The sequence below is a fragment of the Streptomyces sp. NPDC051822 genome (assembly GCF_044452745.1).
Taxonomy (GTDB): Bacteria; Actinomycetota; Actinomycetes; order Streptomycetales; family Streptomycetaceae; genus Streptomyces.
Genome location: NZ_JBITBZ010000014.1, coordinates 85927 through 99654 on the forward strand (window position 1 = coordinate 85927; position 13728 = coordinate 99654).

Consider the following 13728-nt stretch of genomic DNA (forward strand, 5'->3'; position numbering starts at 1 on the left):
CACACCGGCGTTCGCCCGCCACACCGGCACACGCCGCCCCCCGCATTCGCCGATCAGCAAAGGGAAAGAAGAGACATGAACCAGCCCGCCGTGCAGACCGCGCAGGCGCCGGAGGCCATCAGCACGGCGGACTCCCGCACGCCGCGAACACACCGAACGCACCGCCAGGATCTGCTGAGCACCCTGTTCGAAGAGATCCTCGGGGCGACGGACGTCGGCATCCACGACAGCTTCTTCGAACTGGGCGGCGACTCCATCGCCTCGATCGAACTGGTCACCCGGGCCCGCGCGGCGGGCCTCGCCCTGGAGTACCGCGACATCTTCGAGGGCGAGACGGTCGCGGCGCTGGCCGAGGCCGCCACGGAGGTCGTGGCGGGGTCGGACTTCGTACCCGCCCAGGGGCCGCTGGTGCCGCTCGACGCCGACGAGCAGGCGGACGTGGAGGCCGCGTTCGCCTCGTCGGGCCCGGTGCAGGAGGTGTGGCCGCTCACCCCGCTCCAGGAGGGCCTGCTCTTCCACGCCCTGTACGACCAGGACAAGGCCGACCCCTATCTGGTCCAGGCACCGCTGGTGCTGTCGGGAGAGGTGGACACCGGGCGGCTGCGGGCGGCGTTCGCGGAGTTGCTGGACCGGCATGCGAGCCTGCGCGCGGGCTTCCTGGTACGTCGTACCGGTACGCCGGTGCAGGTGGTGCCGGCCGGGGTCGAGCTCCCGTGGTGCGAGGTCGACCTCAGCGGCGTCGACGAAGCGGAGCACCCGGCACGGCTCGGCCGACTGTTGGCACAGGACCGGCTGGACAGGTTCGACCCGGTGGCACCGCCGTTGATGCGCGCGACGCTGGTCCGCCTGTCGGCGGAGCGGCACGTCCTGGTACTGACGAGCCATCACATCCTGTGGGACGGCTGGTCGATGTCGCGGGCGCTGGGCGAGGTCTTCGGCCGCGGGCTGGGGGAGGGGAGCGCCGGACTTCCGGAGGTCGTGCCGTTCCGCGACTACCTGGCCTGGCTGTCGGTCCAGGACCAGGACGAGGCGCTCACCGCGTGGGCCGCGGCCCTGGAGGGACTCGAAGAGCCCACCCTGGTCGCCCCCGGCGTCGACGGTTCGCTGCCCTCGCTGCCCGCCAGGACCGTCGGCAGCCTGGACGAGGCAGCCTTCGCCCGGCTGGAATCGGTCGCACGGACCCGCGGGCTGACCATGAACACGGTGGTGCAGGGCGCCTGGGCGCTCCTGCTGTCCGGTCTGACCGGACAGCAGGACGTGGTCTTCGGTTCCACCGTCTCGGGCCGCCCGCCGCAGGTACCTGGCGTCGAGGAGATCGTGGGCCTGCTCATCAACACCGTCCCCGTCCGGGTCCGTCTGGAACCGCAGGAGCCGGTGGACGCGCTGCTGGCCCGCATCCAGGAGCAGCAGTCGGCGCTCACGGCGTACCACTACCTCGGCCTCCAGAGCATCCAGCGCCACCAGGGAATCGGCGAACTCTTCGACACCTCCACCGCGTTCGAGAACTTCTCCAGGGAAACGGCCCACGACGACTCCTGGGACGCCGGATTCCTCCGCGGCCAGGACATGGACCTGCTGTCGTCCGAGGAGAGCCACTCGCCGGGATTCGCCCACTACCCGCTGAGCCTCGCGGTGTTCCCGGGCAAGGGCCTGAACTTCGAGGTCAGTTACCGCAGCGACCTGTTCGACACCGCGTTCGCCGAAGCCCTGGTGGAGCGGCTGTGCAGGCTGCTCACCTTCCTCGCCGCCGACCCCGGCCTCCCCGTCGGCCGGATCGACCTGCTCTCCGGACAGGAGCGGTCGCTGGTACTGAAGGAGTGGAGCGGCGCCGGAGCCGTGCGCGAGGGCGCCACCTCGACGATCGTCGCCGCGTTCGAGGCACAGGTCGCTCGCGACCCCGACACGATCGCCCTGGCCCACGGTGACGACCAGTGGTCCTACCGGCAGCTGAACGACCGGGCGAACCGGCTGGCCCGCGAACTCATCGCCGCGGGCATGGGCCCCGAAGCGCGCGTCGCCGTGGCGGTGCCCCGCGGCATGGACTGGATGACCGCCGTGCTGGCGGTGCTCAAGGCGGGCGGCTCGTTCGTACCGGTGGGCCCCGCCTCCCCGAACGAGCGGTCCCGGGCCGTCCTCACGGACGCCGCCCCCGCACTGCTGGTCACCTCGGGTGACTCCCCGTGGTCCCGGGAGCCCTTCGCGGGAACCCACGTGCTCCTCGACGAGGAGGCGACCAGGACCGCCGTCGCCGGCCGCTCCCCGGCCGACCTCACCGAGGCGGAGCGCGCGGGCGGACTGTTCCCCAGCAGTGCCGCGTACGTGATGTTCACGTCGGGGTCGACCGGTGTGCCCAAGGGCGTCGAGGCGACCCATGCCGACGTGGTGGCGCTGGCACGGGACAGCCGGTTCTCCGAGGGGCACGAGGTCGTACTGGCCCACTCGGCACTCACCTTCGACGGCTCCACCTACGAGCTGTGGGTGCCCCTGCTCTCCGGCGGCCGGGTCGTGCTCGCGCCCGCCGAACCCCTGACCGCCCTGCTCGTACGGGAACTGACCGAGCGGCACCGCGTCACCGGGATGTTCCTGACGACGGCGCTGTTCCACTCGTTCGCCCAGGACGACCCCGGCTGCCTGGCCGGACTGCGCGAACTGTGGACCGGCGGCGAGGCCGTGCGCGCGGAAGCGGTGCGACGGGTGCGCGAGGCCTGCCCCGGCCTCGTGGTGGTGGACGTCTACGGGCCGACGGAGACGACCGCCTTCGCCACCGCCTTCGCCCTGGCCCCCTCGGACGGCCTGCCCGCGTCGATGCCCATCGGGCGCCCGCTGGACGGAATGCGGACCTACGTCCTCGACCCCGCCCTGCGGCCGGTGGCCCCGGGCGTCTCGGGCGAGCTGTACATCGCAGGTGCGGGGCTGGCCAGGGGCTATCTGAACCGTCCGGACCTGACCGCGGAACGCTTCGTGGCCTGCCCGTTCGGCGAGAGCGGCACCCGGATGTACCGCACCGGGGACGTGGTCCGCTGGACGGCGGACGGCCAGCTGGAGTTCGTCGGACGCACAGACCACCAGGTCAAGATCCGCGGCTTCCGCATCGAACCGGGTGAGGTCGAGGCCGTGCTCAGCACTGTGCCCGAGGTCGGGCAGGTGGTGGTGATGGCCCGTGAGGACGAACGGGGCACCAAGCGTCTGGTCGCCTACGTGGTACCCGCGACCGGCACTCCCGCCGCACTGGACACCGACGCCCTCCGCGAGGCGGTCGCCGCGCGCCTCCCCGACTACATGGTGCCCGCGGTCTTCGTCGTGCTGGAGAGCTTCCCGGTCGCCGCGACGGGCAAGCTGGACCGCCGGGCCCTGCCGGAACCCGAGTTCACCGCAGCCGCCGACAGCCGCACCCCGCGCACCCCGCGCGAGGTGCTGCTCTGCGAGCTGTTCTGCGAGGTCCTCGGCGTGGCGACGGTCGGCATCGACGACAGCTTCTTCGAGCTGGGCGGTGACTCCATCACCTCCATCCAGCTCGCCGCCCGCGCCCACAGCGCCGGACTGAACCTCACACCACGCGACGTCTTCGCCCGCCTGACCGTGGCCGCGCTCGCCGAGACCGCTGCCACCCTCACGACGCACGCCCCCGCCTTCGTACCGGTCCAGGGCCCCCTGGTGGCCCTGGAGGACGAGGAGCGCACCGAGATCGAGGCCGCGTTCGCGGCGGCGGGCCCGGTCCAGGACATCTGGCCGCTCACCCCCCTCCAGGAAGGCCTTCTCTTCCACGCCCTGTACGACGGGCAGGGCGCAGGACACGGCGTCGGGACGGACCGGGATTCCGCCGGGCCGCCGGACGCCTACCTCACCCAGATGCCGTTGGTCCTGTCGGGAAGGGTGAACCCGAGTGCGCTGCGCGGTGCGCTCCAGGGGCTGGTGGAGCGCCACGCGAATCTGCGTGCCGGTTTCCTGGTGCGCCGGGCCGGCCGGCCCGTGCAGGTGATCCCCGCGGGGGCGACGATCCCCTGGCGGGAGATCGACCTGACCGTCGTCCCGGAACCGGAGCGCGAGGCACGCCTGCGCGACCTCCTCCGGAAGGACCGCCACGTCCGGTTCGACCTGACCGCCCCGCCGTTGCTGCGCGCCCTGCTCGTCCGGCTCGCACCCGAGCGCCACGTCCTCGTGCTGACGGGGCATCACATCCTCTGGGACGGCTGGTCGATGTCGCGTGCGATGGGTGACGTCTTCGGCCTGTACGAGGCCCAGGACGGGTGCGCGGAGCTGCCCGACGTGGTGCCGTTCCGGGACTACCTGGCCTGGCTGTCGGTCCAGGACCAGGACGAAGCACTCACCGCGTGGGCCTCGGCCCTGGAGGGCCTGGCGGAACCCACCCTGGCCGCCCCCGGTGCCGACAGCACCGCGGCGGCCCTGCCCACCCGTTGCCTCGGTCACCTCGACGAGGAGACCACCCGGCGGCTGACCGCCGTCGCCCGCAGTCGCGGACTGACGATGAACACGGTCGTGCAGGGCGTCTGGGCGCTCCTGCTGGCGGGGCTCACCGGTCAGCAGGACGTGGTCTTCGGCTCGACCGTCTCCGGCCGCCCGCCCGAGATCCCCGGCATGGACGACATCGTCGGCCTGCTCATCAACACCGTCCCCGTTCGCGTCCGCATCGACCCCGCCCAGCCCCTGGAAGGGCTCCTGTCCGAGATCCAGCGGCAGCAGGCCGACCTCACCCCGTACCACCACCTCGGACTGACCGACATCCAGCGCCACCTGGGACTCGGCGAACTCTTCGACACCTCGACCGTGTTCCAGAACATCCCGTGGGACGACGACGTGCTGTGCACCGCGGGCCTGGAGGTCAGCCCGTTCGACGACGAGACCCAGGGGTTCACGCACTTCCCGCTCAGCATCGACGTCTTCCCCGGGAACGAGCTGCGCATCGAAGTCAGCTACCGGCCCGACGTGTTCACCGCCCCGGAGGCCGAGCGGGTCGCGGAGCGGGTCGAGGGACTCCTCACCGTCTTCGCGAACGACCCCGCACGCCTCGTCGGAAGGGTCGACACCCTCACCCCGCAGGAGCGCCTCCCGCTGCTCGACGCGGGCAGCGGTACGCAGGTTCCCGTGCCGGAACTGACCGTGCCGGAGCTGTTCGAGGCCCAGGCCGCCGCGACCCCCGACGACGTCGCCGTGGTGTTCGGCGACGAGCAGGTGACGTACCGCGAACTCAACCGTCGTGCCAACCGACTCGCCCACCGGCTGATCGCCCTGGCCGCAGGACCGGACGAGCCGGTGGCGGTCATGGTGCCCCGCTCCGTCGACGCGGTTGTCGCGGTGCTGGGAACGATGAAGGCCGGCTGCGTCCACCTGCCGGTCGAGCTGTCCTGGCCGGCCGATCGCATCGCCTCGCTCCTCGCCGAGGTGCGCCCGGCCGCGGTGCTGACCGTGACCGACGCCGCCCACAAGGTTCCCTCGGACAACGGCTCACCGTTCCTGCTCGTCGACACACCGGGCACCGGCTCCCCGTCCCACGACCCGCGGGACACGGAACGCGTCCGGCCGCTGCTGCCCTCGCACCTCGCCTACGTGATCCACACCTCGGGGTCGACGGGCCGCCCCAAGGGGGTCGCCATCACCCACCGCAACCTCGTCAACCTGCACCACGCCCAGATCAGCGCCTCCCTGCCCGCCGAATCCGGCACCGGGTCCCGCAGGCTCAAGGTCGCGCTGGTGGCCGCCCTGGGCTTCGACGCGGCATGGGCCGACCTGCTGCGGATGGTCTCGGGCCACGAACTGCACCTGATCGGGGACGAACTGCGCCGGGACGCGCAGGGCCTGGTCGACTACTGCGCACGGCACGGGGTGGACTCGCTCAACCTCACTCCGCTGCATGCCAGGCAACTGCTGTCCGCCGGCCTGCTGCGCACCCCCGGATACCGGCCGCGGCTGATCTCGCTCGGCGGCGAGGCGGTCGACGAGTCGCTGTGGAGCGAGCTCGGCGCGAGCGGCGTGGCCACCTACAACCTCTACGGACCGAGCGAATGCGCCGTGGACTCGACGTACGGCCGCGTGATCGGCGGTACCCGGGCCCGCATCGGCCGCCCCCTGGAGAACACCCGGGTGTACGTCCTCGACGCGGCGCTGCGCCTGGTGCCGCCGGGGGTCCCGGGCGAGCTGTACATCGCCGGCGCGGGACTGGCCCGTGGCTACTTCGGCAGAGCGGGCCTGACGGCGGAACGGTTCGTGGCCTGCCCGTTCGGTGAGAGCGGCACCCGGATGTACCGCACCGGGGACGTGGTGCGCTGGACGGCGGACGGTGAGCTGGAGTTCGTCGGACGCACCGACCACCAGGTCAAGATCCGCGGCTTCCGCATCGAACTCGGGGAGATCGAAGCGGTGCTGGGAGCCCAGGCACCGGTGGGCCAGGTGGTGGTGCTCGCACGTGAGGGCCAGCCAGGGGTGAAGCGTCTGGTCGCCTACGTGGTGCCCGCGACCGGCACTCCCGAGGGCCTCGACACCGACGCACTGCGCGAGGCGGTCGCCGCGCGCCTTCCCGACTACATGGTGCCCGCCGCGGTGATGGCCCTGGACGCGCTGCCGCTGACGCCCATCGGCAAGCTGGACCGCCGGGCCCTGCCCGAGCCGGAGTTCACCGGAGCAGCCGACAGCCGCGCCCCGCGCACCCCGCGCGAAGCGATCCTGTGCGAGCTGTTCGCCGAAATCCTCGGCGTGAGCGGCGTCGGCATCGACGACAGCTTCTTCGAACTCGGCGGCGACTCCATCGCCTCCATCCAGTTCGCCGCCCGCGCCCGCAACACCGGACTCCACCTCACCCCTCGCGACCTGTTCACCGCGAGGACCGTCGCAGCCCTGGCGGAGATCTCCGACGAGGCGGCGCCCACCACCGGATTCGCCCCCGTGGACGGGCCGCTGGTGACGCTGAGCACCGACGAACGCGCCGAGATCGAGACAGCGTTCGCGCCCTCGGGTCCGCTCCACGACATCTGGCCGCTCACCCCCCTCCAGGAAGGCCTCCTCTTCCACGCCCACTACGACGACCAGAAGGCCGACCCTTATGTGATGCAGGCGCCGATGGTCCTGACCGGTGCACTGGACGTCACCGCGCTCCAGGCGGCCTTCCAGGGACTGGTACGACGCCACGCGAGCCTGCGCGCCGGTTTCCTGGTGCGCCGCTCCGGTGACGCCGTCCAGGTCGTACCGGAAGCACTGACGGTGCCCTGGCGGGAACTCGACCTCAGCGACCTGCCGGAGGCCGAGCAGCGGACGCATATCGAGCGACTGCTGCGCGAGGACCGGCTCGACCGGTTCGACCCGGCCGTACCGCCGCTGCTGCGGGTCCTGCTCGTCCGTCTCGGCGCCGAGCGGCACGCGCTGGTCCTCACCAGCCACCACCTCATCTGGGACGGCTGGTCGATGACCCGGGCGCTGGCCGACGTCTTCGACCTCTACGAGACCCGGGGCGACGACGGCGCACTGCCCGCGGCGGTCTCCTTCCGGGACTACCTGGCCTGGCTCTCGGCCCAGGACGGTGAGAAGGCCCGCGGCGCGTGGAGCCAGGCCCTCGACGGGCTGGAGGAACCCACGCTCGTCGCCCCCGGGGCCGAGACGTCGCTGACCGTGCTCCCCGTGCGTACCCTCGACCACCTCGACGAGGAGACCACCCGGCGGCTGACCGCCGTCGCCCGTAGCCGCGGACTGACCATGAATACGGTCGTGCAGGGCGTCTGGGCGCTCCTGCTGGCGGGCCTCACCGGGCAGCAGGACGTGGTCTTCGGCGCCACCGTCTCCGGCCGCCCGCCCGAGATCCCCGGCATGGACGACATCGTCGGCCTGCTCATCAACACCGTCCCCGTTCGCGTCCGCATCGACCCCGCCCAGCCCCTGGAAGGGCTCCTGTCCGAGATCCAGCGGCAGCAGGCCGACCTCACCCCGTACCACCACCTCGGGCTGACCGACATCCAGCGCCACCTGGGACTCGGCGAACTCTTCGACACCTCCACGGCGTTCCAGAACGTCCCGTGGGACGCCGACACCCTGCGCGCCCCTGGCCTGGAGGTCGGCCCCCTCACCGAGGAGGACACCCCGGTCATCCACTACCCGTTGAGCCTGACGGTCTACCCGGGCGCGCGGCTCCGGCTGGAGGTGAACTACCGGCCCGACCTCTACGGCGCGGCGCAGGGGCGGCAGCTGCTGGAGCGGCTGAAGAGCTTCCTCGTGACGGCGGCGAAGGCCCCCGGGCGGCTCGTCGGACGGCTGGACGCACTGTCCGAGCGGGAACGGTCGCTGGTGGTGAAGGAGTGGAACGACACCCACAGCCCGGTCGAGGCCGCGACGATGGCGGAACTGTTCGAGGGGCACGTGGCACGCGACGGTGGCGCGGTGGCCGTGGTGTGCGAGGGCACCCGGTGGTCGTACGCCGAGCTCGACGGCCGCGCCAACCAGTGGGCCCGCGAGCTGCTCGCCGCCGGGGTCGGCCCCGAGACCCGGGTGGTCGTCGCCCTGCCCCGCGGCCTGGACTGGGTGACCGCGGTACTGGCGGTGCTCAAGGCCGGCGGTGTGTTCGCGCCGGTGGACCTGGCGTACCCGCCGGAGCGGGTACGGCACGTCCTGGCCGACGCCGCACCGTTCTGCCTGATCACCTCGGCAGGGTCGGTCTGGGCCGGGGAACCCTTCGCCGGACACCGGATCCTCGCCGACGACGCGGCCTTCCGCGACTCCGTGGCCAGGCGGTCGGCCGCCGGACTCGGCCCGGCCGAACGACCGGCCGCCGCCCGTCCGCAGAACGCGGCGTACGTGATCTACACCTCCGGCTCGACCGGCGTGCCGAAGGGCGTCGAGGTCACCCATCAGGGCATCGCGAGCCTGGTACGGGCCCAGGTGGCCGCCACCGGGCTGACCCCCCGGAGCGTGGTGCTCCAGTTCTCCTCGCCCGGCTTCGACGCCATCGTGTTCGAGCTGTGCATGTCGCTCCTCACAGGGGCCCGGCTGGTGCTCGCCCCCGGCGAGTCACGTCTGCCAGGCGACCAGCTGGTCGACCTGATCGCCGCCCAGGGCGTCACGCACGCCGTCGTCGTCCCCTCGGTGCTGGCGGCGATCGACGCGGAGTCCGTACCGTCGATCTCCTCCCTGGTCGTCGCCGGTGAGGCACTGCCGCAGGAAATGGTGGACCGATGGGCCCCGGGGCGGCAGATGCACAACGCCTACGGTCCGACCGAGTCGACCATCTGCGCGACGATCTCCCGGCCGCTGCTCGCGAAAAAAACGCCGCCGATCGGCCGCCCGCTCGTCAACACCGGGGTGTACGTCCTCGACGCGATGCTGCGGCCGGTTGCTCCCGGCACCGCGGGTGAGCTGTACGTGGCGGGCGCCGGACTGGCCCGGGGGTACGTCGGCCGATCCGCTCTGACCGCCGAGCGGTTCGTGGCCTGCCCGTTCGGCGCACCGGGTGCCCGGATGTACCGCACGGGTGACGTCGTGCGCTGGACGGCGGACGGTGAACTGGAGTTCGTCGGACGCGCCGACGACCAGGTCAAGATCCGCGGCTTCCGGATCGAGCTCGGCGAGGTCGAGTCGGCCCTGCGGTCCCACCCCGAGGTCGCAGGGGCGGCAGTGGTCGCCCGCGAGGACCAGCCCGGTACCAAGCGCCTGATCGCGTACGTGGTCCCGGCGGCGGGCCCGGCGGACCGGCTGGACCTCGACGCACTGCGCCGACGGGTCGAGTCGAGCCTGCCCGCCTACATGGTGCCGTCCGCCTTCGTCGCCCTGGACACGCTGCCGGTGACCGTGACCGGAAAGCTCGACCACCGGGCCCTGCCGGAGCCGGAGTTCGCCGGTGCACCGGACAGCAGGGCGCCCCGCACCCCGCACGAGGAACTGCTGTGCGACCTGTTCGCCGACGTGCTCGGCATCGCGAGGGCCGGCATCGACGACGACTTCTTCACGCTGGGCGGGGACTCCATCGCTTCGATCCAACTGGTGGCACGGGCACGCAAGGTCGGCCTCGGGCTGGCCCCGCGCGACGTCTTCGAAGCGAAGACGGTGGCTGGCATCGCCCGCATCGCCACCGTGATCGAGATTCCGGCGGCGGGAACGCCGACGCCGGTACCGGCAACCGCTCCGCTGATCTCACTCAGCGCCGAGGAGCTGGAGGAGTTCGAGGCGTCCTGGGACGAGTGAGACGCCCGCTCCGCCACCCAAGAGCCGAACCCCACCCCACACTCCACACCCCCCACCCCACTCCACACACCGAAGGAATTGAGGACGTCATGACGAACCCGTTCGAGAACGAGAACTACTCCTACCTGGCACTGGTCAACGACGAAGGCCAGTTCTCCCTGTGGCCCGCATTCGCCGAGGTGCCCGCAGGCTGGACAGTCGTCCGCGGCCCTGCGGACAGGGACGTCTGCCTCGGCCACATCAACGAGCACTGGACGGACATGCGCCCCAAGAGCCTCGTCGCAGCGATGAGCGCCACAGCGGTCTGAGCAGAGAACCAGTAGGAGGCCCGGCCGCCCGGCGGCCGGGCCTCCTACCGTCCACCCGTCCACGCACGGGTCCGCCTGCTCGAACGCCTGCCGGGCACCCCTGACGTCTCGATGACGTGGCGCTGCTTCGCGGGTGTTCCCGGCGCCGAGCGCCGTGCTGCTCGCCGCGGCCCTCCCGGGCCGGGCCCGGACGAGGTCACAGCCGCTTGAGTCCGACGTACTGGAGGGCGGCGAAGCCACCGACCACCAGGCTCTGCAGCACGGTCCAGACCGCGCCGACGCCGGCCGGGGACAGCAGGCCGGAGCCCACCGCCACCAGGCTGAGCACGACCCACAACAGGTTCGCCACGATGACCGCCGCCAGTCCCGTGCGGTTGATCTCCTTCCGCGTCCCGAGGGCCAGCACTCCCAGCGAGTAGAGGAGCAGGAACACCCCGACCGGGTATTGGACCGCCGTCGGGACGCCGAAGAAGGATTCGAGGGCCGTGGCGAGCGCCAGGTAGGCGATGCCGTTGAGACCGGTGACCACGGCGTCCAGCCTGAGCGCCAGCCTCGCGAAACCGTCGGATCCTGTCGCCCTTGCGGATGAGGCAACCCGGTCGTACTGCGTCGAAGCCACTGTCGTCTTCCTCTCGTACATCAGGGCGTTGCCCTGATCGGAAGCGGCCTCTCGGTGGGGCCGCTGATCGGTGCCGAAGGTAGGCGGGCCCACGGAAGGGCATCAATGACCTCCGAGGTGATCAGCCGGTCACCGCCAACGGCCCAGCAGCCCCGTCGGACCGGCGTGGCCATGAACTGCCGGGCCACGGGGATGCCAGGAACTCCCGTGAGTCGTAACAGGTTTCCAAGGGCCTCCTGCGCCAAAGGCGAGAACTGCCGCGTCCCCACCAGTTCACTCACGCAGGTAGCAACGACTCAGAACCCCAATTCTTCCGGATCAATAAGAGGATTTGTCACGTGGAGAGTTGATGGTGCGGCATGATGCTGTCCCGTGAGGGTTGATCTGTCGCGCCGGTGGTTCCGGATGAACTGTGGGAGCTGACAGCTCCGTTGTTGCCGAAGTTCGCCACCCGTCCGCAGGGCGGGGGTACTGCTCCGGTGGACGAGCGGGCGGTGTTCGCGGCCGTGGTGTACGTACTGACGAGCGGGTGCGCCTGGCGGTATCTGCCGGAGTCCTTCGGTGTCTCCCCGGCCACCGCGCACCGCCGGTTCACTGTGTGGACCGAAGCGGGGTTGTGGCGGCGGCTGCACCGGGCGGTGCTGGACGAGCTGGGTGCCAGGGGCGAGTTGGACTGGACGTCCGCGATCGTCGATGCCGCGTCGGTGCGGGCGAAAAGGGGGGCTCGTTGACCGGTCCGAATCCGGTCGATCGGGGCAAGAGGGGCAGCAAACTGCATGTGCTGTCCGAGGCCCAGGGCCTGCCGCTGGCCGTCGCGGTGTCCGGTGCGAACGTGCACGACAGCCAGGCGTTCAAGCCGCTGATCATGGGCATACCCGCCGTCCGTTCCCGGCGCGGACCACGCCGCAGACGGCCGGTGAAGATCCGCGCGGACAAGGCGTATTACTCCGCCGAACACCTCCGCTGGCTCCGCGGCCGGAATCTCGTCCCACGGATCGCCCGGCCCGGCATCGAGTCCGGCGAGCGACTCGGCCGGCACCGCTGGAAGATCGAGCGGTCGATCTCCTGGCTCTTCGGCTACCGCCGCCTCACCGTCCGGTACGAGCGAAAAGGCAGCCACTTCCTCGCCTTCCTCGGCCTCGCCGCAGCCCTCGCCTGCTACAAGAAACTCGCCAAACTCACCACGTGAGACATCCTCTCAGTCTGATGAGTTGTCGTACCACTCGATGGTGGTCCCGATGAGACTGGCGGCGACGATCTTCTTGAGGGAGTTGGGTGGCGTCGGGGAGGGTGTTGCGGCGGCCATGTGCACCACTTCCAGGCATGTGCGGGGACGATTCGGTGTCGCCACACCGTAGGAAGTCGCAGGTCAGGGGCGTATGTGGTGGGACACCATAGTTCGGGTGTGCCGTGTGCGCCCGGCCTCCATGGCCTGCTGTGGTGACCCTGTCGAAGGCCCGAGAGGGGCCGGGAGAGAGCCTGTCCGGGTTGCGCTGATCGGGGCCGTTTTGGTGGTGCGGTGCTGACTCCCGTGCTGGTTTGGTGCTGACTGGGTGGACGGCGTTCACGATCGCCTGGTAGGCGGTGTTCGACTCGGGCGGATCGGGGTCGCCTCCAGCGGGTGCGAGTTCGGCGACGATCTCGGCGGTGGTGGCCAGAGTCCGCGAGTCGCGCTTCGGCCTCGGCCAGGGCTGCGGTCAAGTGCTGAACCTGGTCGCGTAGTTCACCGGCCCGGACGGTGGTCTCGTCGTGCTGGGCCTGGAGGCCGGCCAGGAGCTCGCTGACGTTCACGCGGCCAGCCCGAGGGTGTCGCGCCAGGCCGAAGAGGGTGTGGTGAGACGGCGGGTCATGTGCGCGATCGAGGTCCAGTAGACGCGTGAGGCTGAGGTGTCGGGCCGGTGGTCGTACTCACCGGCGAGGCGGCGGTGCAGCATCAACGTGCCGTTGACTGCTCCACGATCCACCTCTTCGGTTGCGGAACGAAGCCTTTGCCCTGATCGGCCCGGTTGCGGCGGACGATCTCGAGTTTCTCCAGGCGGTTGCCGCACCGCTCGGCGGCCTGGTCGAGCAGGGCGGTGCCGGCGGCGTTGTCAGGGGCGGAGGCGGCCAGCACGACGACGCCGATGACCAGCCCCAGGACGTCGACGGCCAGGCCCCGCTTGCGGCCCGACAGCTTCTTGTGCGAGTCCAGTCCCGTCGTGGTCTTCGGGACACCCGCCGCGGCGCGGACGGACCGGGTGTCGATGGTCACGAGGGACGGGTCGTCCAGTCGCCGGGTTTTCTCCCGCACCTGGCAGCACGGGAGTTCCTGGATGCGCTGGTCGAGGCCGTCCTGGCGCCACAGCGTGAAGTAGTAGAACACCGCCGGCCAGGCCGGCAGGTCGTGGGGCAGGTAGCGCCACTGGCAGCCCGTCCGGTTCTGGTAGAAGATCGCGTTCACGACCTCCCGCAGGTCACAGGACCCGGGATCACCGGTCGCCGACCGTGCCACCCGGTCCTGCTTCCAGGCCGTGATCATCGGCTGGATCAGCGCCCACTGCTCGTCCGATAAGTCGCTGGGGTATGGCTCTTGCTCCATGGCCCGCATCGCCGTAGGCCGGCGTCATGTACGGAATCGCGTGGCGC

General features: G+C 71.1%; 4 protein-coding genes and 1 pseudogene. 3 read left to right on the top strand and 2 right to left on the bottom strand.

Annotated features, from left to right (window positions below; translation table 11 throughout):
* The first annotated feature begins 75 nt into the window (after positions 1-75).
* On the top strand, positions 76-10176 hold the full coding sequence (locus ACIA8N_RS32630) for an amino acid adenylation domain-containing protein (RefSeq protein WP_365781150.1): 10101 nt from the start codon (positions 76-78) through the stop codon (positions 10174-10176).
* Positions 10177-10265: 89 nt separating this feature from the next.
* Positions 10266-10484 (top strand): MbtH family protein, encoded by a 219-nt coding sequence (locus ACIA8N_RS32635; protein WP_365781151.1) that lies wholly within the window; start codon positions 10266-10268, stop codon positions 10482-10484.
* 196 nt (positions 10485-10680) lie between these two features.
* On the opposite strand, the gene ACIA8N_RS32640 is transcribed toward ACIA8N_RS32635, so the two are convergent.
* Positions 10681-11013, bottom strand: coding sequence for a hypothetical protein (locus ACIA8N_RS32640; protein ID WP_365781152.1), 333 nt, complete (start codon positions 11011-11013; stop codon positions 10681-10683).
* Positions 11014-11498: 485 nt separating this feature from the next.
* Here ACIA8N_RS32640 and ACIA8N_RS32645 point away from each other — a divergent pair.
* Positions 11499-12292 (top strand): IS5 family transposase gene (locus tag ACIA8N_RS32645; protein WP_365781153.1). Its coding sequence is split into 2 segments (ribosomal slippage): positions 11499-11817 and positions 11817-12292, totalling 795 coding nucleotides; the frame shifts between segments, so codons are not numbered across the junction.
* A 598-nt stretch (positions 12293-12890) separates the two neighbouring features.
* On the opposite strand, the pseudogene ACIA8N_RS32650 reads toward ACIA8N_RS32645, so the two are convergent.
* Positions 12891-13681 (bottom strand): annotated as a pseudogene (locus tag ACIA8N_RS32650) (transposase).
* Between the last annotated feature and the right edge of the window lie 47 nt (positions 13682-13728).

What these genes read in the sequence shown, in the direction of transcription:
- ACIA8N_RS32630 (WP_365781150.1), top strand. Translation starts at nt 76, where the DNA reads ATGAACCAGCCCGCCGTGCAGACCGCGCAGGCGCCGGAGGCCATCAGC.
- ACIA8N_RS32635 (WP_365781151.1), top strand. Translation starts at nt 10,266, where the DNA reads ATGACGAACCCGTTCGAGAACGAGAACTACTCCTACCTGGCACTGGTC.